General features: G+C 67.0%; 18 protein-coding genes and 2 tRNA genes. 9 read left to right on the top strand and 11 right to left on the bottom strand.

Annotation, left to right across the window (positions count from 1 at the left end):
* Positions 1-182: 182 nt before the first annotated feature.
* Together VN634_02910 and VN634_02905 are read right to left on the bottom strand one after the other, a co-directional pair.
* A complete protein-coding gene (locus tag VN634_02910) occupies positions 183-1,193 on the bottom strand; it encodes a cysteine synthase A (GenBank protein HXC49812.1) in 1,011 nt (336 codons plus the stop codon).
* Positions 1,194-1,256: 63 nt separating this feature from the next.
* A complete protein-coding gene (locus VN634_02905) occupies positions 1,257-2,213 on the bottom strand; it encodes a hypothetical protein (protein HXC49811.1) in 957 nt (318 codons plus the stop codon).
* A 177-nt stretch (positions 2,214-2,390) separates the two neighbouring features.
* On the opposite strand from VN634_02905, the gene VN634_02900 reads away from it, so the two are divergent.
* Entirely contained in the window at positions 2,391-4,208 is a 1,818-nt protein-coding gene (locus VN634_02900; GenBank protein HXC49810.1) for an ABC-F family ATP-binding cassette domain-containing protein, read from the top strand.
* A gap of 4 nt (positions 4,209-4,212) precedes the next feature.
* Entirely contained in the window at positions 4,213-6,591 is a 2,379-nt protein-coding gene (locus VN634_02895; GenBank protein ID HXC49809.1) for a thioredoxin domain-containing protein, read from the top strand.
* Positions 6,592-6,674: 83 nt separating this feature from the next.
* On the opposite strand, the gene VN634_02890 is transcribed toward VN634_02895, so the two are convergent.
* The 8 genes from VN634_02890 to VN634_02855 form a co-directional block, all read right to left on the bottom strand.
* Entirely contained in the window at positions 6,675-7,379 is a 705-nt protein-coding gene (locus VN634_02890; GenBank protein ID HXC49808.1) for a fumarylacetoacetate hydrolase family protein, read from the bottom strand.
* A 48-nt stretch (positions 7,380-7,427) separates the two neighbouring features.
* The gene (locus tag VN634_02885; protein HXC49807.1) at positions 7,428-8,582 is read right to left on the bottom strand and encodes a PQQ-dependent sugar dehydrogenase; all 1,155 of its coding nucleotides are present in this window, start codon (positions 8,580-8,582) and stop codon (positions 7,428-7,430) included.
* A gap of 115 nt (positions 8,583-8,697) precedes the next feature.
* Positions 8,698-8,773, bottom strand: a tRNA-Lys gene (locus VN634_02880).
* Positions 8,774-8,868: 95 nt separating this feature from the next.
* A tRNA-His gene (locus tag VN634_02875) sits at positions 8,869-8,944 on the bottom strand.
* A 199-nt stretch (positions 8,945-9,143) separates the two neighbouring features.
* Positions 9,144-9,824, bottom strand: coding sequence for a hypothetical protein (locus tag VN634_02870; protein ID HXC49806.1), 681 nt, complete (start codon positions 9,822-9,824; stop codon positions 9,144-9,146).
* A gap of 301 nt (positions 9,825-10,125) precedes the next feature.
* The gene (locus tag VN634_02865) at positions 10,126-11,112 is read right to left on the bottom strand and encodes a sucrase ferredoxin (protein ID HXC49805.1); all 987 of its coding nucleotides are present in this window, start codon (positions 11,110-11,112) and stop codon (positions 10,126-10,128) included.
* Between the two features lie 44 nt (positions 11,113-11,156).
* Entirely contained in the window at positions 11,157-11,660 is a 504-nt protein-coding gene (locus VN634_02860) for a hypothetical protein (protein ID HXC49804.1), read from the bottom strand.
* Between the two features lie 116 nt (positions 11,661-11,776).
* Entirely contained in the window at positions 11,777-12,067 is a 291-nt protein-coding gene (locus VN634_02855) for a hypothetical protein (GenBank protein ID HXC49803.1), read from the bottom strand.
* A 310-nt stretch (positions 12,068-12,377) separates the two neighbouring features.
* Here VN634_02855 and VN634_02850 point away from each other — a divergent pair, with 310 nt between their 5' ends.
* From VN634_02850 to VN634_02830, 5 genes are all read left to right on the top strand, one after another.
* Complete coding sequence (locus VN634_02850) at positions 12,378-15,215, top strand: 2-oxoglutarate dehydrogenase E1 component (GenBank protein HXC49802.1); 2,838 nt, start codon at positions 12,378-12,380, stop codon at positions 15,213-15,215.
* Complete coding sequence (odhB, locus tag VN634_02845; GenBank protein ID HXC49801.1) at positions 15,205-16,506, top strand: 2-oxoglutarate dehydrogenase complex dihydrolipoyllysine-residue succinyltransferase; 1,302 nt, start codon at positions 15,205-15,207, stop codon at positions 16,504-16,506. The genes VN634_02850 and odhB overlap by 11 nt, the downstream gene beginning before the upstream one ends.
* A 46-nt stretch (positions 16,507-16,552) precedes the next feature.
* A complete protein-coding gene (gene lpdA / locus VN634_02840; GenBank protein HXC49800.1) occupies positions 16,553-18,010 on the top strand; it encodes a dihydrolipoyl dehydrogenase in 1,458 nt (485 codons plus the stop codon).
* A 221-nt stretch (positions 18,011-18,231) separates the two neighbouring features.
* Positions 18,232-19,434: a tetratricopeptide repeat protein gene (locus VN634_02835; GenBank protein HXC49799.1), complete on the top strand. Its 1,203-nt coding sequence runs from the start codon at positions 18,232-18,234 to the stop codon at positions 19,432-19,434.
* A 157-nt stretch (positions 19,435-19,591) separates the two neighbouring features.
* Positions 19,592-20,176, top strand: a complete 585-nt coding sequence (locus VN634_02830) for a Uma2 family endonuclease (protein HXC49798.1) — start codon at positions 19,592-19,594, stop codon at positions 20,174-20,176.
* A gap of 46 nt (positions 20,177-20,222) precedes the next feature.
* Here VN634_02830 and VN634_02825 read toward each other — a convergent pair whose 3' ends face one another.
* On the bottom strand, positions 20,223-21,617 hold the full coding sequence (locus VN634_02825) for a serine hydrolase domain-containing protein (protein ID HXC49797.1): 1,395 nt from the start codon (positions 21,615-21,617) through the stop codon (positions 20,223-20,225).
* Between the two features lie 264 nt (positions 21,618-21,881).
* Here VN634_02825 and VN634_02820 point away from each other — a divergent pair, with 264 nt between their 5' ends.
* Together VN634_02820 and VN634_02815 are read left to right on the top strand one after the other, a co-directional pair.
* Positions 21,882-22,580, top strand: a complete 699-nt coding sequence (locus VN634_02820; GenBank protein ID HXC49796.1) for a glutathione S-transferase family protein — start codon at positions 21,882-21,884, stop codon at positions 22,578-22,580.
* A gap of 19 nt (positions 22,581-22,599) precedes the next feature.
* Entirely contained in the window at positions 22,600-23,949 is a 1,350-nt protein-coding gene (locus tag VN634_02815) for an FAD-dependent oxidoreductase (protein ID HXC49795.1), read from the top strand.
* The last annotated feature ends 155 nt before the right edge of the window (positions 23,950-24,104 follow it).

Below are 24,104 nucleotides of genomic sequence, written 5' to 3'. Positions count from 1 at the left end.
AAACTTCGGCGAATCGTCGCCGACCAGCAAAAGGCCGGTCCCGCTGACGCGGGGCCGGCCTTTTTTTCGTGTCGTCGTGGCCTTGTGTGGATCCCGGTTTCGGGGTTTTTGATCAAACGGGTTCCGTCAGATCAGCGACAGCGTGCATGAACATTCCGCGCGGAATGTGCTGCAGTGAACTCTCAGCCGATCGTATCGAGCCAGTCCGGCGCCGGAAGCCCCTTCGAGCGCAGGAACGCCGCGTTGAACATCTTGCTCTGGTAGCGCTGTCCGCCGTCGCAGAGGATGGTCACGATGGTGTGGCCCGGCCCGAGCTCGCGCGCGAGGCGGATCGCTCCGGCGACGTTGACGCCGGTCGAGCCGCCGACGCAGAGCCCTTCGTCGCGAAGCAGCGCGAACACGACGCCGAGCATCTCGTCATCGGGAATCTGGTAGGCGAGATCGACGGGCGCGCCCTCGATGTTCTTCGTCACGCGTCCCTGCCCGATTCCTTCGGTGATCGACGAACCGCTCGATTCGAGCACGCCGCGCGTGAAGTACGCATACATCGCGGCGCCGAGCGGGTCGGCCAGCGCGATTTTCACGGCGGGGTTCTGTTCCTTCAGGTACATGCCGACACCGGCGATCGTGCCGCCGGTGCCGATCACCGAAACGAAGCCGTCGAGCTTGCCGCCGGTCTGCTCCCAGATCTCGCGGCCGGTCTGATGATAGTGGCCGTCGCGGTTGGCGGTGTTGTCGAACTGCTGCGCCCACACCGCCCCGTGCGGCTCGGTCTTCGCCATCTCGGCGGCCAGCCGCTCGGAGACGTGCACGTAGTTGTTGGGATCCTTGTACGGAACGGCCTTGACGAGCCGGAGGTCGGCGCCGAAAAGGCGCAGCGTCTGCTTTTTCTCCTCGCTCTGCGTCTCCGGCATCACGATGACCGCGCGATAGCCGCGCGCCGCCGCGACCAGCGACAGGCCGATGCCCGTATTGCCGGCCGTGCCTTCAACGATTACGCCGCCCGGCTCGAGCAGACCGCGCTGCTCGAAGTCGTCGACGAGGAACCACGCGGTGCGGTCCTTGATCGATCCGCCGGGGTTCAGGAACTCGGCTTTGCCGAGGATCTCGCAGCCGGTGGCCTCCGACGGGCCGCGCAGGCGAAGAAGAGGAGTATTGCCGATCGCACCGACAAATCCGTCACGTACGTTCATCGGACGGGTCTTATCCGGAAACGGGAGGAAAGGTGAAAACGAAAGCTCGAAAGGAAGAGGCGGTCAGTGCGACATCGGGGCGCCCGGGTCGACCGGCCCGGCCGAGACCTCGAGCGGCAGCTCGCAGCTGCAGATCGCGCTGAACGGTTCGAGCGAGCTCCCGAACGTCACGCACGGCGCCTCGGCGACGTAGTGATGGCGGTCGAGCGCGTCGTCGCGGCGCTGGGCGACATCGGTGGTACGCTCGTAGTCGCGCGTAAGGTCGAGGTCGGCCGACGGAAGCGCGATCACGTGATAGTGCATGAGTCCGTTGTTCGAGCCTTCCTTGTAGTAGGCAAGCTCGCCGTCGAGCGCGAGCTGATCGAACAGTGACTCGATCCGGTCCTGGCGCTCGGCGCTCATCTGCGTTCGCGCGATGTCGAACGCGACGCCGAGCACGTGCGTCGGCGGCACGCCGTCGGGCGTGCGGTCGGCGTTCGGATTCACGTCGGCAAGTCGCAGCTGGTAGTCCCAGGTTCTCGCGAGGCTGGTGATTTCGAGCGGCTGGTACGCCTCGCCTTCGATCAATCGCAGCCTTCCGGCGATGCGGTAGAGAAGACCGGCCGCAGGTCGCGTGAGCCGGCACAGAAGCATCTGGCGATACGGATCGTCGACGAGCTCGCCGATGCGCGACGGGCCGTCGAGACGAAGCCGGATGCCGCGCCCTTCCGGATCCGACGGAACGTCGACGAGACGTCCGACCGCATACGCGCGCTCGAGATCCTGCCAGTCCTGCATCCACATCCGTTCGACGAGGTCGTCGGGAAATTCGCGCAGCAGAAGCGCGCGGTCGGCGGTCTCGTGTCGCGCGCGCAGGTCGCCGATGTCGGGCGCAACGTCGATGATTTTCGGCTCACTCACGTTGATGATCTTCGGAGGAAGCACTGCGCTCGGCGAAGCCTGTCCCGGGATCGGGAGGTCGATCGCGAACGCAGGCCACGCGACCGCGAGCGCAGCCGCCGCGACGAGGGAACCGATCACTCGAATGGGCACCGGGCGAGCATATCTGTTTCCACGGCATTGTCAGCGCTTTCGGGGGATGTCGCCGTGCTTTTTCTGCATTCATCCGCCGGCGCGGCGCGGTCCGCATCTGCCGGAAATCGCGGCGATTTCGGGTGATTTCTGTACCTGTACTCAATTTATCGCTAGACCGCCCCGATGGCCCTCGTCCTCGGAGCGCAGTCGATCGCAAAAGCCTACAGCGCGGCGCCGCTGTTCGAGCGGCTGTCGTTCGGCATCCACGACGGCGACCGCATCGGCCTCGTCGGTCCGAACGGATGCGGCAAATCCACGCTGCTGCGCGTTCTTGCCGGACTCGAAGAGCCGGATTCCGGAAGCGTGTCGCTGCGCCGCATGACGCGGCTGGCATGGGTCGCCCAGCATCCGTCGTTCGCACCGGGCAAGACCGTGGCCGAAGTGCTCGAAGCCGCGCTCGAAGACTCCGGGCTCGATCCGACCGCGCGAAGCGCTCGCGCACGCGCAACCCTCGGCCGCTGCGGCTTCCAGGATCCGGACGCACGGCCCGAACATTTCTCCGGCGGATGGCAGAAACGTCTCGCCATCGCCGAAGCGCTCGTCACCGAGCCCGACCTCATGCTGCTCGACGAGCCGACCAACCATCTCGACCTCGACGGCATCCTGTGGCTCGAGGATCTGCTGTCGGCGCCCGCATCGAGCACCGTCGCGTTCGTCGTCGTCAGCCACGACCGCTGGTTTCTCGAGCACGTGGCGACGCGCATGTTCGACCTCGACCCGGTGCACGACGGAGGCTTTTTCGAGACGCGCGGGCGCTACAGCGAATTTCTCGAACGCAAGGACATCGCGCTGCGCGAACAGACCCGCTGGCAGGAGACGCTTTCGAACCAGGCGCGGCGCGAAGTCGAATGGCTGCGGCGCGGGCCGAAGGCGCGCTCGACCAAGGCGCGCGCACGCATCGAGGAAGCCGGCCGCATCCAGCAGGATCTTGCCGACGTGAGCGCGCGGCTCGACCGCCGCGTCGCATCGATCGAGATGACGTCCAGCCAGCGGCGCACGCAGCGCCTTCTCGAGTGCGAATCGGCGGGCAAGGATTTTGCCGGACGCACGATCCTCGCGGGCGTCGACGTGCTGCTGTCGCCGGGCGTGCGCGTCGGCCTGCTCGGACCAAACGGCAGCGGCAAGTCGACACTGATCCGCATGATGACCGGCGAGCTCGCGCCCGACCGCGGACGCGTGCTGCGCGCCGACGATCTTCGCATCGCGCTGCTCGACCAGCACCGCGCGAGTCTCGATCCGTCGCAGACGCTCGGGCGCGCGCTCGCGAGCGACGGCGACCAGGTCATCTTCGCCGGCCGGCCGATGCATGTCGTCGCGTGGGCCAAGCGCTTCCTGTTCCGTCCCGAGCAGCTGCAGATGCCGGTCGGCAAGCTTTCGGGCGGAGAGCAGGCGCGCGTCTCGCTCGCGCGCCTGATGCTCACGCCGGCCGACCTGCTGATCCTCGACGAGCCGACCAACGACCTCGATATCCCGACGCTCGAAGTCCTCGAGGAAAGCCTTCTCGAGTTTCCCGGCGCCGTCGTGCTGGTCACGCACGACCGCTATCTGTTCGAACGCGTCGCCACGACCGTCATCGGGCTCGACGGAAAAGGCGGCGCGCAGGCGTACGCGGACTACTCGCAGTGGGAGAGCGAGCGCCGCGCGGCGGCCGCACCGGTCGCGGACGAAGCGCCCGCCCGTGAGGAGCGGGTCGCGCAACCTTCGCGGACGAAAAAGCTCGGCTATCTCGAGCAGCGCGAATGGGACGAGATGGAAGCGCGCATCCTCGCCGCCGAAGAACATCTCGAAGCGGCGTCGCGACGCGCGCACGATCCGGCCGCGCAGTCGGATGCCGGCGAGGTCGCCGTGCGCTATCGCGAGCTCGACCAGGCACAGGCCGAAGTCACGCGCCTTTACGATCGCTGGGCCGAGCTCGAGGAGAAGCGTCACGCGCTGTCGTAGGCGCATGCCGTTCGGCCGGCGCACGCTGCGCACGCTCTGCAACTCGTGGACGCCGGCGCTTGCCGCGGCGACGCTGATCGCATGCGCACCCTCCCCGCCTCTGTTCGATCCGCTGCCCGGAGCCGAGCCGCTGCCCGCGCAAACTGTCGGCGCGATCCGTGCCGCGTGGACAGCGCGCGATGCGAACGAACCACCGCATACCCGGCACCTGCGGCCGGACGGCTCGCCGCGCTATACGAACCGCCTGCTGCTCGAAACCAGCCCGTATCTTCGCCAGCACGCGCACAATCCGGTCAACTGGTATCCATGGGGCGACGAAGCGTTCGCCGACGCGCGACGTCTCGGTCGGCCGGTGCTGCTGTCGATCGGCTATTCCACGTGCCACTGGTGCCACGTGATGGAAGAGGAGTCGTTCGAGGACGAGGAGATCGCGCGTGTCCTCAACGAGCGCTACGTGGCGATCAAGGTCGACCGCGAGCAGAGGCCGGATCTCGATTCGATCTACATGACGGCCGTCATCGCTGCGACGGGCGGCGGCGGCTGGCCGATGACCGTCTGGCTGACGCCGGCGCGCGAACCGTTCTATGCCGGCACGTATTTCCCGGCGCGCGACGGCGATCGCGGATCGTCGCCGGGTTTCCTCAGCGTGCTCGAGGCTGTCGAAAAGACCTGGCGGACCAGGGCGGATGACGTCGCCGGTGCGGCCGCCGACCTTTCCTCTCGCGTTCGCGGCGAGCTTGCCGCTTCTTCCAGTGCGCAAGCCGAAGACGTCGACATCGCCGCGCTCGCCGTCGATGCGCTCGACAAGGCCGCGTCGGACGCACGCACGCGCTACGATCCGGAAAACGGCGGAACCCGCGGTGCACGCAAGTTCCCGACCGGCCTTCCGCTGCGGCCGATGCTTCGCTACGCGCGCCGAAGCGGAGATGCCGACGCGCTCGCGATGGTCACGAACACGCTCGAGCACATGGCGGCCGGCGGCATCCACGATCATCTGGCCGGCGGCTTTCACCGCTACAGCGTCGATCCGGCGTGGCGCGTGCCGCATTTCGAGAAGATGCTCTACGACAACGCCCTGCTCGCAATGACGTACACCGAAGCGTCGCAGGCAACCGGCCGCGCCGACTTCGCCGCGGTCGCGCACGAGATCGTGGCCTGGGTCGGACGCGAGATGACCGCGCCCGACGGAGCGTTCTACTCGGCAACCGACGCCGACAGCCGCGCGCCCGACGGAAAGCTCGTCGAAGGATGGTTCTTTACGTGGACCGCAGCCGAGACGGGCGCCGCGCTCGGAGAACGCGATGCGCGGCTTTTCGATGCCGCGTACGGTGTACGCGCGAGCGGAACGAGCGGCGACGGCGACGTCAGCGAGATCGACGGCCGCAGTGTGCTTCGTATCGCGTCATCTCCGGCCGATCTCGCGCGCGAGCTCTCGACGACGGAGGAAGACGTGCGGTCGCGGCTCGAATCGAGCCGTGCCCGGCTTCTCGACGCGCGCGATCGGCGGCCGCGTCCGCTTCGCGACGAGAAAATCCTGACGACGTGGAACGCTCTGATGATCAGCGCCGCAGCACGCGTCGCAATGGCCGAGGCCGATCCGGCCGCGCTTACGCTGGCGCGCCGCGCGGCCGACGCGCTCATGAAAGACCGCGGCACGGGGACGCCCCTCGTACACAGCCGTTTCGGCGCACGAACGCAGCCCGACGTGTTTCTCGAGGACTACGCGTTCACCGAAGCCGCGCTGCTCGACCTGTTCGAAGCCGACAGCGACGACCGTCGGCTCGCCCAGGCGGTCGATCTCGATCGCATCGTCGAGAACCAGTTCGAGGACTCCGCCGGCGGGTTTTTCCGCACACCGGCCGGCAAGGCCGATCTGCTCGTGCGCGAAAAGTCGCTGCACGACGGCGTCGAACCATCGGGGAGCTCGGTCGCAATCCTCAATCTGCTGCGACTTGCCGAATGGACCGGCGACGAGAAGTACCGCGCGCGCGCCGAGCGTGCGCTCGCATCGATGTCGGCGTTGTTCCGGCAGGCGCCGCTCGCGCTTGCCGACGGCCTCGTCGCGCTCGACTTCGCAAGTGACGCGCCGAAGGAGATCGTTCTGGTCGCCACGCGTGAGCGCGCGGACCTGACTGCGTTTGAAGCGGTGCTTGCGAAGACCTTCGTGCCGAATCGCGTGGTGCTGAGGGTAACGGGCCGCCCGGCGCTCGCCGAGCTTCCGCTGGCGGAGCGCAAAGTGGCAATCGACGGAAAACCGACAGCATACGTCTGCGAAGGCCGTGTCTGCGATCTGCCGGCGACCGATGCCGCCGTGTTCGCGTCCGAGCTGCGCCGCGTCCGTCCGCTGCGCCCTGCACCTTCTCGCCAGCCGGTCGCTCACTGAACAGCTCGCTCGCTGACCGGTCGCTCGTCAGCGGCTCGCTGTCAGCCGTTCGCGAGCGAACCGTAACCGTCTACCGCAGCCTGCTACGCAAACTCGACGCGAACGCGTCCGAGCGTCGCAAAATCGGCTTCGACGCTGTCTCCCGCTGCGACGCGCGCCGGGGTCGTGCAGGCTCCGCAGAGCAGCCAGTCTCCGGCCTGGATCGATTCGCCGTGGCGGGTCAGGAATTCGACGACGCCGGCGACGAGGTCGAGGAGGTCCGCCGGAACAAGCGCCGGGTCCGGCACGCCGAGGACTTCCTCACCGCGAAGAAACAGCGGGCACCCTCCGCCTATCGCGGGAACGTCGGCGAACGGTTGCAGCTCGCCGACGACATATCCCGCATGAAAGCTCGACGACGCGGCGATCGACATCAGGTCGGGTTTCGCATCCTTCCAGTCGACGACTTCGATCGCCGGGGCGACGCCTTCGATCGCCTTGCGAATGTCTTCCGCGGCCGGTTGCCGCGGAACCTCGGCCGAAAAGCGAATCGCAAATTCCGGCTCGACGGCGAGCACCGAGCCTTCTGCGACGATCCAGCGGTCGCCGCTGGCGAGCTCGCGCGAACCGTCGAGGCAGCCGACGAACGAGCGCTCGAGGCCGAGCTTCTTCTGCATCTGGGGATCGTTGATACAGACTTTCCAGCCGCCACGCGGCTTCCCGGCCGCCTGACGGTTTCGCCACGCGTGGATCTGTTCACGGACGCCGGCTGCGAGAACGGCGGCGATTACCTGTCCATCCTGTTTCATTGGTTGACCGCCTTTGCGATTGCGCTCGATGGTTTCACGAGCGCGCTTCTAGCGGATGTATGCGATCCGGTAAATGAAGCCGCCCTTGTCGTCGCTGACGTAGAGTGCGCCGTCGGGCCCCACGGCCACGCCGACCGGCCGGCCGAGAATCCGGCTCTGGTCGGCAATTGCGAATCCGGTCGCGAAATCCTGCGCCGCGCCTTCCGGCTTGCCGCCGGAAATGTGGATGCGCACGACCTTGTAACCGGTCGGAACCGAGCGGTTCCACGACCCGTGGAACGCGACGAAAAGATCGCCGCGATACTCCGGCGGAAACGACGTGCCGGTGTAGAACGCAAGGCCGAGCGGCGCCGAATGCGCCTGCAGCAGGACCGCGGGACCCGGCACGCCGCTGCAACCGGTGTCTGCGCCGAAATCCGGATCGGAGATCGTGCCGGCATCGCAGCGCGGCCATCCGTTGTCCGAGCCTTCCGTGACGATCCGCACGGTGTCGGGCGGAAGGTCGTCGCCGAGCCAGTCGCGCTCGTTGCAGGTTGCCCAGAGCTCGCCCGTCACAGGATGGAGCGCGAGACCGACCGCGTTGCGAAGGCCCTTCGCGAAGACTTTCTCGCCCATGGCCGACGGCCCGTCGTAGGCGACGATCGCTGCGCGGCGCGGATCGCTTTCCTTGCAGACGTTGCAGCTCGATCCGACCGACACGAGCATGCGCCCGTCCGGGAGGAACAGCACCGTGCGCGTGCTGTGACCGTCGGTCGGATAGTTGTCGATGAGCACCTTGCGCGCATCGGCCTTTCCGTCGCCGTTTTTGTCGCGAAGCTCGATGACGCCGGTCGGAACGCCGGCGTAAAGCGCGCCGTCGTGCCAGACGACCGAATGCACCGACGGCAGATCCGACGCGAAGATCGACGTCGCCTCGGCGGTTCCGTCGCCATTGCGGTCATGGAGAACGGCGATGCGGTTGGCGTAAGCCTCGGCCACGTACAGGAGGCCGCCCGGTCCGAACGTGATCAGGCGCGGTCCGGCAAGGCCGCTTGCGAACACGCTGGCCGCAAATCCGTCGGGAACGACGAGATCCGCGCGGCCGGCCGCCGACAGCATCGCAGCCGTGGAAAACCCGCCGCGCAGCGTAAGCAGCTGGAACGCGAGGACGCCGAGCGCGGGCACCAGAAGAATCAGCGAGATGCGACGTCGGAGGCGTGACACGCGATCAGCCGATCGCTTCGTCAGCATGGCGGGAGATCGCGAGCGTGAGCCGGAAGTCTGCAAGTGTCGGCCGGATCCGCGGATCCGGCCGACGCTCGCGAGTTGTTCTGGAAATTGGTGGGTGCGCCTGGGGTCGAACCAGGGACCCGCTGATTAAGAGTCAGCTGCTCTACCAACTGAGCTACGCACCCACAGGCCGGCTCTGCTACCCGATGTTCCGCCGAAGGGCAAAGCGTCCGCGAGCGAAGTGCACAAATCGCCCTGTTTTCGTTCAGGAAGAAGAAGTTGGGGTGGGCGACGGGATTTGAACCCGCGACAACCGGAACCACAATCCGGGGCTCTACCAGCTGAGCTACGCCCACCACGTTCCTGTGCGCGAATCGGCGAATCGCCTGTGCGAATCGGCGAATCGCCGGAACCGAACGCGCGAGCGTAAGAAAAATAACAGCCGGAGTCCAGTCGGCGGCGCGCGGCGCGTGTCCGCACCACGGGATGGTGCTCGAGCCGCGCGGCGTCGTCGCGCGGCTCGAGCCTGGATCCCTTCGAGCAGTGCCGAATCCTTCAGAAGCAGCTTTGCGGTGCGTCCGGCTTGGTGATTCCGCCGCAGATCGGGTCGTCGATCGAGCCTCCGCAAACTCCGCAACAGTCGCTGTTGCCGAGGCACGGACATCCGTCGGGCGAGTCGTTGCTCAGCGAGCCGCGCGGCCTGCAATCCTCGCCGTAGCAGATTTCGGGCGCGCCGGGCTTGCGGGCGCCGCCGCAGATCGTGGTTGCCCCCGATCCGCCACAGACGCCGCAGCAATCGCTGTTGCCATCGCACGGACAACCGTCCGGCCGCGCGTTGGAGCCCGACGACGCGCTGCAATCCAGCTCCAGTGTGCTCGTCGTCGTCGATGTCGTGCTCGTCGTGGTCGTACTGGTGGTAGTGGTCGTCGTCGTGACGCACAGGCTGTCGACGCAGATGCTGGTCGTGTCGCACGAGCCGCAGTCGAGCAGGCTCCCGCAGCCGTCGCTGATCTGTCCGCACTGGGCGCCGACGGATTGGCACGAATCCGGCGCGCAGCACACGCCGAACTTGTCCTGCGGCTGAAGGCGAACGCAGAGTCCGCTCCTGCAACTCTTGCTGACATGGCATGTCGAACCGTCGGGCCTGCCCGCGGCGATGCTGAGGTCGGCGGAACCGGCCACAACGACCAGCACAGCCACGAACCCGAAAACTATCCCCGTGATCTTCTTTCCCATGATCTTCTCCTCGGTGGTTGCGAAAAGCCGCGACCGCCCTGCGTTCGCACTGCCTGGCTGGCGATAGTTGCCGGGCCACAGGGCGGCGTTCCGGCGGCAACTCTGCCTTGGAGACGGGTCCTGGATCTTTGAGAAGATCTTGAACTTCTCTTGAAACGGCCGGCGCAGCCGTTTCTGCGCCGCAGAAGGGTGTCGCGCCCGCGATGATGCCGCCGCGCGTCCGGCGCCATCGCGCACGCGCGCGGCGGCCGTCGAGGTCAGCTCGGTCGTCGAGTTTCGGGGAGTAATGCTGCAGGCCGCGTCACGCGACCCGTTCCACGATCTGCCACGGCGATTCGACCTCGGGATCGCGCCCGCAGCTGGGCGGCGTCGAGACCGCGGACGACTTGCAGCGGGTTACTCGCACAATCGAGGTGCATTCACCGTGAAGGTCGGAACGCGCGCACATCTCGACATGCCAGTCGCTGCCGGCAGCATCGACGTTCCACGAAAGCGCAGCGGCCGGGAATGCGCTACCCGACGCGAGCCACAGATCGCGCTCGACGATCTGCGCTGCCTCCGGAAGGCCGCAGTGTCCGCGATAAATCGCCGCGAGCCGGTCGACGAGCGGCTGGCCGCCTCCGAGTACGGCCTCGGCGTCGCCGATCGTGAGCCGCCCGAACATGCGTCCGCTCGGAAGATCGAGCAGCGTCGGCGCGAAGCGGTGACCGCCGAGATGGCTCGTTCGCCAGATCTTTACCGGCTCGGAACCGGATCGGGCGTTGCCCGCGAGCCGGCACAGCTCGCGATAGATCGGATAGCCGAACTTGCCGCAGCACGCGTCGCGCGCACCGTGCGTGCAGACGAGGATGTCGCGCCGCGCGGATCCGGCCTCGCCGCCCGCGACCGGCTCGATGCCGGCGTCACCGCCGGCCGCAAGCCGTTCGATCGTCTGCGCGAGAGCACCTCGCGGCACCTCGTACTCATGACGCACGAAACGCGCGGGATTGCCGGGATCCCGCGCCAGCCACAGCACGCGCACGCCGGCGCGAACCGCGTCCGGCTCGAGAGCGAGCACGCGCACCTTGCGTCCGTGCCGGCCGGCGAAGTCCATCGCCGCATCGAGCGCGGCATCGCTCGCGCGCGAGCCGACCAGCCGCGCGGTCCACGGCGGCGCGAGCTCGAACGCGAGAATGGCATCATAGGAGCCCGCGCTCCCGATCAGCGGAAGTCCACGGCGTGACGCGAGCTCGCTGCACAGGCCACCTGCGCGAAGGGAGGCGGTGTTGTTGTGGCCGGTCGAAGTCACCGCGGCACCCTGCTCATCGCGTCCGCGCTTCGCCGTTGCGGCCGTCAGTACAGCAGCGCCGGCTGCTGGCAGTAGCCGGTCGTCGTGTTGCACTCGTAGAAGTCCTTGCAGTCGGCTGTCTTCGTGCACGGCTTCTCGCACGTGTCGGTGTTCGGATTGCAGCGGAACGTCGTCGGCAGCGCGCCGCAGTCGCTGTTGTTGTCGCAGCGTACAGGAATCGTCGTGGTCGTCGACGTCGTGGAAGTGGACGTGGTCGACGGAGCGGTCGTCGTCGGGCCGCACGGCACACAGTTCGTCGTGACGGACTGTCCGACGGCCTTCTTGAGGCAGATCAGCGCATCGACCGTGGTGAGGGACGAGCTGCTGTTGACGTCGCAGACGCACAGCGCGCAGGTTTTCGAGCCGACCGCGGAGCGCAGGATGAAGCTGCAGTCGCTCGTATTCGGACCGGTCCCGCTGGAAACCGGCTGCGAGCAGTCGCCCTGGGCGGCCAGCGCGGGCACCTCGATCATCGCGACGGCCGAGAAAAGCGAAAAAGCGAAGGCCACGGCTCGCATGCACGATCGGTTCGACAAGATTCCTCCGGAACGGGCGCATGAGCGTCCGAAACCGGCAGTGTGCCGGGGTCGCCACCTGCGCTCAACCCGGAATCTGCCGGCCGAGATCATTTCGCGGGTCTGCCCTGGCTCTCGCGGTAGTGGTGGCGGTTCCAGATGTCGTTGCGGCCATTGGTCAGCCTGGCCACGAGGACCTCGGCTTCGCCGTACGGCTCAGCCGGGTAATGGACGGCCTCTTCGAGCAGGCGCGCACAATCGAGCCCGTACTCGGCCTGGCCGATCAGCCGATCGAGGAGATCGGGCAGATCGGGATTGCCCACGAGCATTTCGGGCTCGCGGCGGGCGCGCTCGCGAAGCTCACGAAGCTCGGCATGGGTGAACATCTTCATCGTCTGCATCGTGATTGCACCTCTTTCCGAAGCAATAAGCCGATACGTCTCTTACGGTAAGAGTCGCTTATCAGCGAATCTCCGCCATCGCCCGCGATTGCCCGATACGGTCGCGCGAGCATGCGACCGCAATTTCCTGCACGGATTGGCTCGCAACTGCATCGCTGCCGACTAGAATGAGATGCCTTCGCTCGATGGGCCAATGGGCAGATGCCATCGTGAAACCCGTTGTCCCCAACAGTTTTGAAATACTTCCCGAGGAGCGGCGCTGTGAACGAGCCGCCTTCTGCGACCCTGACGACCCGAACGAGCGCAGGCCATGAACAAGCCCGACTTCGCCAACATCTCCAACGCTGATTACGTCGACTCGCTGTATCGCCAGTACCAGGCCGACCCGGCTTCGGTCAGCGAGGACTGGCGCATCTTCTTCGCAGGGTTCGACCTTGCCGGCGGGCGCGCCGCCGCGCCGGCGCTTTCGGCGGCCGCTGCACCAGCTGCGCCGGTGGTGCGTGCCGAAACCGTCGAGGAAGCGCGCAAGGCGTCGCGCCGAGGCGGCGCCGCCGGGCCGAACGTCAGCGTGCTCGATCTCATCCATTCGTATCGCGAGCTCGGGCACCTCGTTGCCGATCTCGATCCGCTCGGAGAGAACCAGACGACCCATCCGCTGCTCGAGCTGTCGCAGTTCGGGCTGGTCGAAGCGGACCTCTCGCGCGCCGTCGAAATTCCGGCGTTCAAAGCCAAGCCCGTTGCCCGGCTCGGCGAGCTGATCGAGCATCTTCGCGCCACGTACTGCGGCACGGTCGGCATCGAGTACATGTACTTCCAGAACAAGGAACGGCGCGAGTGGATCCAGGAGCGCATCGAGCCGTCGTCGAACAAGCCGAACCTCGCGCCGGCCGAGCGCATCCAGATCCTCGAGCAGCTGCTGCGCGCCAACATGTTCGAGCAGTTCCTGCACAAGAAGTACGTCGGCGCCAAGCGTTTCTCGCTCGAAGGCGCCGAGACGCTGATCCCGCTGCTGCACGAGATCGTCGAGGAGACTGGCCGCATCGGCACGCGTGAAGTCGTCATGGGCATGCCGCATCGCGGGCGACTGAACGTGCTCGCGCACATCCTCGGCAAGCCGTACGAAATGATCCTGTCGGAGTTCGAAGGAAACTTTCTCGCCGACAGCGTGCAGGGCGACGGCGACGTCAAGTACCATCTCGGATATTCGCGTGACCATCGCACGCGCTCGGGCGACGACATCCACCTGTCGCTGCTGTTCAATCCGAGCCACCTCGAGGCGATCAATCCGGTCGCCGAGGGCATCGTCGCCGGAAAACAGCAGTATCTCGCCGATTCCACCTGCAGCCTGGTGCTGCCGCTGCTGATGCACGGCGACGCGGCATTCATGGGCCAGGGGATCGTCATGGAAACGCTCGGGCTGTCCGAGCTCGATGCGTTCCGCACCGGCGGAACCATCCACCTGATCGTCAACAACCAGATCGGCTTCACGACGTCGCCGAAAGACTACCGCTTCACGCGCTATCCGACCGAAGTCGCCAAGCTCATCTCGGCGCTGACGCTGCATGCCAACGGCGATGATCCGGAAGCGGTGGTGCAGGCCGGCCGCATCGCCGCCGAGTTCCGCAACCGCTTCCATGAAGACGTGCTGATCGACCTCGTCTGCTACCGCCGGCACGGCCACAACGAGCTCGACGACCCGACGTTCACGCAGCCGCTGATGTACCGCAAGATTGCTGCCAGGCCGCCGGTGTCGCGCCTGTACGCCGATCGCCTCGTGCGCGAAGGCGTGCTCGACGAAAACGGCGTCGCCGCGATCACCGGGGAGATCGACGCTCAGCTCAACGAGGCGCTCGACTACGCGCGCGACTTCATGCCGAAGCAGCAGGTGTTCTCGTTCGGCGGTGCGTGGAAGGGCATGGGCTGGGCCGGCGACGACTGGTCGGCCACCACGCGCGTCAGTGCGGACGAGCTGCGCCGGATCGCCCGCGCGGCCGCGACGCGACCGGAAGGATTCACGCCGCATCCCAAGGTCGAAAAGCTCTACGCCGAGCGCGCCCAGATGGTCGAGACCGGAACCGGCATCGACTGGGGTTGCGGAGAGATGCTCGCGCTCGGCTCGCTGCTCATCGAGGGTGCCGACGTACGGCTTTCCGGCCAGGACAGCGGCCGCGGCACGTTCAGCCATCGCCACGCAGCGCTGTACGACATGGAAAACGGCCAGCGCCTCGTTCCGCTCGACCGCATGACCGCCGACCAGGGCCGCTTCACGCTGATCGACAGCAACCTGTCGGAAGCCGGCGTGCTCGGCTTCGAGTACGGATTCGCGTCGGCCGACCCGGCCAACCTCGTGATCTGGGAAGCGCAGTTCGGCGACTTCGCCAACGGCGCGCAGATCATCATCGACCAGTTCATCGCGTCGGCCGAATCGAAGTGGCAGCGCAGCAACGGCATCGTGCTGCTGCTGCCGCACGGCTACGAAGGCCAGGGGCCCGAGCATTCGAGCGCCAGGCTCGAGCGCTTCCTCAACCTTTGCGCCGAGCAGAACATGCAGGTCTGCAACCTGACACGGCCTGCGCAGCTCTTTCATGCGCTGCGCCGCCAGGTGCGCCGCAACTTCCGCAAGCCGCTCGTCATCATGAGCCCGAAGAGCATGCTGCGGCACAAGCTGTGCGTGTCGGCGATCGAGGAGTTCACCGACAGCGACTTCCGGCTCGTGCTCGACGAGGTCGAGGACATCGACCGCGAGCACGTGCGCCGCGTGCTGCTGTGCAGCGGCAAGGTCTACTACGACCTCCTCGCCGACCGCACCGAGCGCAACATCCACGACGTCGCGATCGTGCGCGTCGAGCAGCTCTACCCGTTCCCGCTCACCGAGGTTCGCGAAGTGCTGTCACGCTATCCGGCCGACGCCGAAGTCGACTGGGTCCAGGAGGAGCCCAAGAACATGGGAGCGTGGCGCTTCGTCTTCGACCGCAACCACATGATCCTCGACGAGCCGCGCATGCTCTATTACGTAGGCCGCGAAGCGGCAGCGAGTCCGGCCACGGGCTCTTACAAGAAACACAACGCCGAGCTCCGGCAGCTTCTCGACAACGCGTTCCGTCCGAGCCGCTCGCAGTCGGTCTCGTGGGTGAGTCATGCCAGCTGATCTCAAGATCCCGCAGCTCGGCGAGTCGATCACCGAAGCCGAGATTCTCTTGTGGCGATGCGCCGACGGCGACGTCGTCGCCGTCGACGAGATCGTCGTCGAGCTAGAGACCGACAAGACTACGGTCGAGCTGCCGTCGCCTGCCGCCGGAACGCTGCGCATTCTCAAGCCGCAAGGCGCGCTGGTCGCGGTCGGCGACGTGATCGGACGGATCGAAGAAGCATCGGCCGCGAAACCGGCCGGCGCGAAGGCCGCAAAGAGCCAGGCCGCTGCCGCGCCGTCTTCGGCCGCTGCGCCGGTGCAAGCCGCACCGGCACCGGCTGCTGCGACGGTGCCGTCAGCTGCAGCGGCGCCTGCTCCGGCGGCAACGTCGGCCGGTTCCGCGCGGCTCGGTCCTGCTGCGCGGCGCGCGGCCGAAGAACAGAACGTCGATCCGCGAGTGATCGAAGGAACCGGACCGGGCGGACGCGCTACCAAGTCCGACGTCGCAGCCGCCGCTGCGCGCCAGGCCGCACCGCTGCCCCAGGCGCCGGCCGCCTCTGCGCCCGCAATCCAGAAAGCGCCCGCTCCTTCCGCTCCGCGAAGCGCGGAGGACGTCGAAGAGCGCACGCGCATGTCGCGCCTGCGGCGCACGATCGCCGACCGGCTGGTTGCCGCACAGCACACCGCTGCGATCCTGACGACGTTCAACGAGATCGACATGAGCGCAGCGATGGAGCTTCGCGCGCGCCACAAGGAACGCTTCGAGAAGACCCACGGCGTCTCGCTCGGCCTGATGTCGATTTTCGCGCGCGCATGCCTGCTCGCGCTTCGCGACGTACCGGTCGTCGGCGCACACCTCGACGGCGACGAGATCGTGACCAGCCGCCGTGTGCATCTCGGGATCGCGGCGTCGACCGACCGCGGCCTCGTCGTCCCCGTCGTCCGCAATGCGGACCTGATGAGCATGGCCGACATCGAGCGCGAAATCGGCCGGCTTGCGGGGCTTGCGCGAGACGGCAAGCTCGGCGTCGAGGATCTTTCCGGCGGGACGTTCACGCTCTCGAACGGCGGCGTGTTCGGCTCGCTGTTGTCGACGCCGATCCTCAATCCGCCGCAAAGCGGAATCCTCGGCATGCACAAGATCGAGAAGCGCCCTGTCGTCGTGGCTGACCAGATCGTGATCCGGCCGATGATGTACGTGGCGCTTTCGTACGATCACCGCCTCGTCGACGGACGCGAAGCGGTCACGTTCCTGGTTCGGGTCAAAGAGCGCGTCGAGGATCCGGCCCGCCTGCTGCTCGAAGTCTGAGCGCCATCACTTTGCGCGATCAGAGCTCGCGCATCAGGAGAACACCTTGCCCAAGCAGCGTTACGACCTCGTCGTGATCGGAGCCGGTCCCGGCGGCTACCAGGCGGCCATCCGCGCGTCACAGCTCGGCATGAAGACGGCCGTCGTCGAGAAGGACGGCCCGCTCGGCGGCACCTGTCTCAACGTCGGCTGCATCCCGAGCAAGGCCCTGCTCGAATCGTCGGAGTTGTATGCGCAGGCACGCGAAGGCCTGGCCGTGCACGGAATCGGCGTGGCCGGCGTCGAGCTCGACCTTGCGCGCATGATGGCGCGCAAGACGGACGTGGTCGACGGCCTGACGCGCGGCGTGCTCGGGCTGATGAAGAAGAACAAGATCGACGTCTGGCACGGGCGCGCCCGGATTGCCGCGGCGCCGCCGGCAGGCGCAGCTTCTTCAGCGGCAGCGCCGGGCGCTGCCGCTGCGGCATCCGGCATCGTCGAAGTCCGCGGCGAGAACGACGGCGAGCTCGAAACTCCGCGCATCCTGATCGCAACCGGCAGCGTGCCGATCGGGCTCCCGCACATGCCGTTCGACGGCAAGCGCATCCTGTCGTCGACCGAAGCGCTCGCGCTCGAGACTGTGCCGGCGCGCATGCTCGTCGTCGGCGGCGGAGCCATCGGTCTCGAGCTCGGCTCGGTGTGGGCACGCCTCGGATCCAAGGTGCGCATCGTCGAGCTGATGGACCAGATCGTGCCGGGCGCCGACCGCCGCAGCGCGCAGCTTCTCGAGCGGTCGCTTCGCAAGCAGGGCATCGAGATCCTGCTCGAGAGCCGCGCCGTTTCCGCGGACGTGGCGAGCAAAGCCGTCAAGGTCACGATCGAAGGCAAGGACGGCAAACAGACGACCGAAAGCTACGACGTCGTGCTGGTTGCCGTGGGCCGCCGCGCGTTCCAGGAAGGTCTCGGCCTTGCCGAAGCGGGCGTCGCGACCGACGAGCGCGGCCGCATCACCGTCGGCGCGCATTTCGAGACCAGCGTTCCGGGGATCTTCGCGATCGGCGACGTCGTCGCCGGTGCGATGCTCGCGCACAAGGCATCCGAAGAAGGCATCGCGTGCGTCGAACGCATGGCGGGCATTGCCGGACACGTGAACTACCAGGCGATTCCATCGGTGGTCTACACGTGGCCGGAGCTCGCCAGCGTCGGGCTCGGCGAGGAAGCCGCGAAAGCCGCGGGCTACGACGTGCGCATCGGAACCTTTCCGTTCACCGCCACGCCGCGCGCGCGCTGCACCGGCGAGACCGAAGGCGCGGTGCGCATCATCGCCGACAAGGCGACCGACACGGTGCTTGGCATCCATATCGTCGGGGCCAACGCGTCCGAGCTGATTGCCGAGGCGGCCGTCGCGATCGAATTCGGAGCCACGTCCGAAGACATCGCGCGCTCGGTGCACGCGCATCCGACGCTTGCCGAGGCGCTCAAGGAAGCCGCGCTCGGCGTCGACGGGCGTTCGATCCACATCTGACGTCCCGACCGGCAGAACGACCGGCGGGACGACCGGAAGGACGACCAGAAGAATCCGCACACCGCGCCGGGTCGTCGCCCGCGAAAAGCACCGCTTTCCCTTTGCGTGAGAAATCCCGCGCGCTACCATTGGGCCATCCGGAACGCTGGGGCCGCTTGTCCGGATGACGCCCGACGTATCGCATGCGGTTGCGACGCCGGCTTCAGGGGGGTTCGTACAACATGCTTCGACGCGATCACCGCGCGTTCCGGCCGCAGCCGGCCGCGGTCTTTGGTCTTCTGATGCTGATGTCCGCCGGTTGCGTGCCGGCGATCCCGCCCGTGCCGCCGGTGCCGGATGCACCCGCCGGCGCGCTCGCATCCGACGCGTCGCCGCTCGAATCCGCGCTCGGAGCCGCGACCGATACGATGGATCAGGCCATCGAGCTGGACCTCGCCGCCAATCGCCTCCTGCCCGAGCCGCGTTACGACTGCAGCGACGACGCGGCGACTTCCGGCAGCATCGCCGAGGAGCTTCTCGCTGCCGGACAGCGCACAGACGCGCGCAGCAGGTTCGCCGAAGCTCTCGCGATTTGTCCGGGCAACGCGCGCTGGTGGATCGACGCTGGCGATGTCGAGCTTCGCGACGGCAACCTCGACGCCGCGAAGCAGATGCTTACGCGCGGCCTTGCGATCGAGCCGTGGGAGCGCGACGGGCACCGCTACCTTTCGTACGTCGAAACCGGGCTCGGCAACGACGAAGAGAGCTGGCGGCAGTCCGTCCTGGCCGTGGTGAGCGATCCGACCTGCGAAACCTGCTGGGCCGCGCTTCGAAAAGCGACCGACAGCCGCGGCGGAACTTTCCTGCGGCAGTACGAGCGCAAGCCGGTCGCGCGCGCAGTCTACGGGCATCTCGATCTCGAGCTCGATCCGGTAAAGGAAATCGCCAACTCGCGTGGATGGATCGCCTATGCGATCGGTCTCGGCACGCGCGAGCTGCGCCGCGCCGATCTCAGCGAGCGGCCATCCGCCGCCGCAGCAAGACCGCAAAAGACGCTGCACAAGGAAAAGATCGACGACGAGTGGGCGAAGTGGTCGCCGCTCGAGCGCGAGCGCTACCTGGTGCGGACCACGCTCGCGAGCTACCGGCCCGAAGCGGACCGTCCGCCTGCCGCGCCGTCCGCATCCTCCGGACGTACACCGAAGACGTGGCCCACGATCAGGAATGCCGTCGACGAAGGCTATCTCGACGAAGCGATCTTCATGCAGCTTCTCGACGCAGCGCTGGTGCCGCAGTTCGTCGCCTATCGCCGCGCGCATGCGGATCGCCTGTTCGATCACGTCACCAATTTTCTGGCCGTGCTGCCGAGCGGAGTCGGCAAGCGGCGCTCGTCGCAGAACGCCCGCGCCGCGACCGTCGAGCCGCAGAGGCTGGCACTGCGATGAGCATACGACGCGGAGCGGCAGGCCAACCTGAGAAGTTGCAAAGGCGCAACGACGACCGTTCATTTTTGCGCGAGAGCGCGACGGCGGGTCGCCGACGTCCGGCACACATGCGGGGGTTGTCTCTTGCCCCACATGCGTCGAGCGTTATGATGCAGCCATGATCCACAGCGCACCGAAATCCGGACGTTACAGCGTCGAGCACTACTTCGAGCTCGCCCGCAAGGGTGTCATCGCTGCGCACGATCGCTGCGAGCTGCTGGACGGCCTCATCGTTGCGATGGCACCGCAGACATCTCCTCACCTTCTTGCCGTGCATCGTGTCGGCACCGTGCTGTCGGAGAAGCTCGGCCGCGACGTCGTCGTGCGCGTGCAGATGTCGTTTCTCGCCGGCCGCGACAGCGCGCCGGAGCCGGATCTCGCCGTGGTTCCCGGCAAGCTCGAGGACTACGCGAAGAAGCATCCGACGCGCGCCGACCTGATCGTCGAGGTGGCCGAGACGTCGGTCGTGCAGGATCGCATCACCAAGGCCGCCATCTACGCGCGCGCGGGAGTGCCGTGCTACTGGATCGTCAATGTGCGCGATCGCCGCGTCGAAGCGTACAGCGCGCCCGACCGCTGGAAGTCGCAGTACATGAGCTTCCTGCGTGTGACCGGAAAGCAGCCGGTCACGATCGAGGCGTATCCGGACGTGGTGTTCTCGGCGGCCGAGCTGCTGCCGCCTCCGCCGCCGAAGACGAAATAGCGCCGCGCGCTCGCCGGCGCGTGCTGCCGGGCAGCGCGACGACGGATCAGCGCGCGCTCTTTTTCCTGTTCGGTTTCGACTCGACCCTGCGAACGGTCTTCTTCTTCCGAACGGGTTTCGCAGCCCTCTTCGCCGCGCGCGGCCGCACGTCCACGTATGGACGGGTCGGGACGGTATCGTCTTTCGGGACGGCGGCGGCGATCGCGTAGACCAGCGAGATCGCGCGGAACATCTCCGGATACATCACCGGCTTTCCGCTGGTCATGATCGCGACCGACAGGTGCCGCTCCGGATCGGCCCACGCCACGACATTGGTCAGCCCGAGATGGCCGAACGCGTGATGGCTGCCGAAGCCGTACATGCTGAGGTACTCGCCGCCGAGCATGAAACCCATGCCGTAGCGCAGCGGAATGCCGAGCGTGAAGTCGAGCTCGTTGTAGGATTGCTCGGACGTCGCGCGCCAGACGGTGCGCGGCTCGAAGATGTGCTTTCCGCGCAGCGTGCCGCCTTCGAGCAGCAGCTGGTAGAACTCGCAGAGCTCGTCGGCCGTCGCGATCAGATTGGCGGCGGGCAGAACCGCCATCAGGTAGCGGGGATCGTTGGAGAGCTCGACGGCTTCGACGAAATCGAGACCGAGAATGCCGCGCACGATTGCGCCGATTGGCGGAAACAGCGGCAGCCCCGTGAAATAACTGCGCGCGACCTTGTCGACGTCGCGGCGCTTGACGCCGAAGTTCATCCAGCGCCAGCCGAGCGGCTTGCAGAGCTCTTCTTCGACCACGTTGCGGATGTTCTTCCCGGTGATGCGGCGAACGATCTCGCCGAGAAGGAAGCCGCCGGTCACCGCGTGGTAGGCGAGCCTCCCGCCCGCGCGCGACGTCGGCCGCGCATCGCACAGGATCTTGATCGCCTCGCGGTTCTGGATGTCCTCGAGCAGCGTCAGGTCCATGGCCGCATCGGGAAGAGTCGGGATCCCCGCGCGATGCGTGAGCACGTGGCGGATCGTCACGCATTCCTTGCCGTGCTGGGCGAACTCCGGAATGTACTCGCAGACCGGATCGTCGAGGTGCAGCAGGTGGCGCTGATCGAGAAGGTGGACGATCATCGCCGGCATCGGCTTGGACGCAGAGAAGACGTTGAACGGAGTCTCCGGCGTCGCCCGCACTTTCGGCGTGCCGTGCGGATCGCCGGGACCGCCGCCGTGGGCGTAGCCGATCGCACGGCGGACCAGCACCTGGCCGCGCACGCGGATGCAGATCGAGATGGCCGGATGGATGCCTGTGCGGTACCAGCGCAGCGCCGAGGCCCAGATGTTTTCGGCCGCATCGGGGTCGAGGCCCAGCTCGACCGGCGACGTTTCCGCACGCGAATCGACGGTCTGGACCGCCGCGAGATCCTCCGGCACATCCGCGCGGGTCACGATCGACGGCAGAAACGGCAAATCAGAAAATCCAGGTACGTCCATCGAAAAGCCGCCACAGCGCGCCGGGTCCTTTTAGAGAAGGGGCGACCAGGGCGCCAGCCCGTATCGAAATGGATCGCCAGACCGTATCGGAATGGATCGCCAGACCTATCGGAACGGATCGCCAGCCCGTATCGAAATCGATCGCCAGCCCGGGTCAGCCCGGGGCATCGTCCGGCCCGGAACGGCGCCCTCCCCCGTGACCCGGAATCAACAAGCGGCTAGTGTCGTCGCATGCCGCGGGTGAAGCTTTTCATCGGAAACAAGAACTATTCGTCGTGGTCGATGCGTCCGTGGGTGCTCATGAAAGAGGCCCGCATCCCGTTCGAAGAAGTGATGCTGCGCTTCGACGGGTTTTCACCCGGATCGAAATTCAAGACCGAGATCGCAAGTGTGAGCGGCGCCGGACGCGTGCCGGTCCTCGTCGACGGCGAGCTCCACGTGTGGGATTCGCTCGCGATCGCGGAGTATCTGGCCGAACGCTTCCCGGACAAACGCCTGTGGCCGAGGCGCACCAAGCGCCGCGCGCGGGCCAGAAGCGTGTGCGCCGAAATGCACTCCGGTTTTTCCGACCTGAGAACGCACTGCCCGATGAACATCGACGCGTCCCTCCCGGAGGTTGGCGCAAGAGTGCTCAGCGAGCACCACGGCGTGCGCGCCGATCTCGACCGCATCGTCATGCTGTGGAGCGAGCTTCTGTCCGACTACGGCGGTCCGTTTCTGTTCGGGAAATTCTCGACAGCGGACGCGTACTTTGCACCCGTCGTGATGCGCCTGCGCACGTATGCGCTTCCCGTACCGGCCGGCATCGAGTCGTACGCCTCCGAGATCACCCGGCTCGATTCCGTCTCGGAATGGATTCGCGATGCGATCGCCGAGAAGGACTTCGTTGCGTTCGAGGAGCCGTACCGCGCCGGAGCATCGCGACAGGAAGTCGAGTGAGCGGCAGCGAGGACGTCCATTGACCGGCAGCGCGAGCATCGAGCGCGCTGCCGCGGCGGTCAGCCCGTGGCTCGTCGAAGCGGCCACGCCGGCGCCCGTGCTTCGCGGCGACGTCCACGCCGATGCGGTCATCGTCGGCGGCGGATACACCGGCCTGTCCACCGCGCTCGCGCTGCGCTCCGAAGGCATGCGCGTCGTGCTCATCGAAGGCCAGGCCTGCGGCTTCGGCGCAAGCGGCCGGAACGCCGGACATCTGACACCGACGATCGGCAAGGACGTACCGACCCTGCTCCGTCTGTTCGGCAAGGAACGAACGTCGCAATTCGTCTCTCTGGCCGACACTGCCATCGCGGAAGTCGAACGGCTGCTCGCGGCCCATGCGATCGAATGCGACTACGAGCCGGTCGGCAACGTGATCGCCGCCGTGCATCCGAAGCAGTTCGGCGCCGTCGATCGAGCGGCCGAAGCCGCGCGCGTGCTCGGGCTTCCCGGAGAGCTCCTCGAGCACGCGGAGATGCAGCGCCGCGGACTGCCGGGTTCGTTCCTTCGCGGATTTCACGAAAGCCATGGCGGAATTCTCAATCCCGGTCGCTACGTGCAGGGACTGCGCCGCGCTGCCATCGGCGCGGGCGTCGAGATCTACGAGCGTTCGCCGGCGATCTCGATCGAAGACGGCGCCACGCCGCGCGTGCGAACACGCGAGGGGTCGGCAACCGGCGACCTTCTGGTGCTCGCGCTCAACGCCTACGCGCTCGGACTCGCGCTGCCGCGTGAGCTCGAGTCGCGGATCCTGCCGGTCTACGTGCAGCTGCTGCAGACCGCACCGCTGACGCCCGAGCAGCTACGCCGCGTCGGCTGGCACGGTCGCGAAGGCATCTACACGGCACACGAAGCGCTCGAGAGCTGGCGACTGACCAGCGACAACCGCATCGTCGGCGGAGCCAAGCACGTTCGCTACGGCTATCACGGCCGCCTGCTGCCGGATCGCGATGCAGGCGTCACGCTGCGGCTCGAAGCGGTGCTGCGCTGCCGATTTCCCGAGCTCGCCGAAGTCGAAGTGGCGTCGGTGTGGGGCGGGCGCATCGGCTTTGCGCTCGACTTCCTGCCCGTCGTCGGACGCGCCGGCGCGCACGGCCGGATCCTCTATTCGATGTCGTACGCCGGCCACGGCATCGCGATGGCGAGCTATGCCGGACGGATGCTGTCCGACCTTGCCGCCGGCCGCGACGGCCCGGGCGCCACGCTGTGGAAGCGAAAAACACTCCCGCTTCCGCCCGAACCGCTGCGCTGGCTCGTCTTCCGCATCCTCAGCGGCTTCTTCGACGCAATCGATCGGCGCATAGACCGCCGCGTAGCGGCTGGTCGTTGAGATGCACGCCGCGTAGCGGCTGGTCGTTGAGATGCACGGCGCGTAGCCGCCGGGCGTTGAAATGACCGGCGCGTAGCAGCGAGGCGTTGAGATGCACGCGGCGTAGCGGCCCGACGTCGGTCGCCACGCAGCTTCGAGCCATCCTCCGCAAGACG

Source organism: Candidatus Limnocylindrales bacterium, from assembly GCA_035571835.1.
In the GTDB taxonomy this organism is placed as follows: domain Bacteria; phylum Desulfobacterota; class Binatia; order UBA1149; family CAITLU01; genus DATNBU01.
The sequence above is the reverse complement of the archived record's forward strand: the minus strand, read 5'-3'. Positions and strand labels throughout refer to the sequence as shown.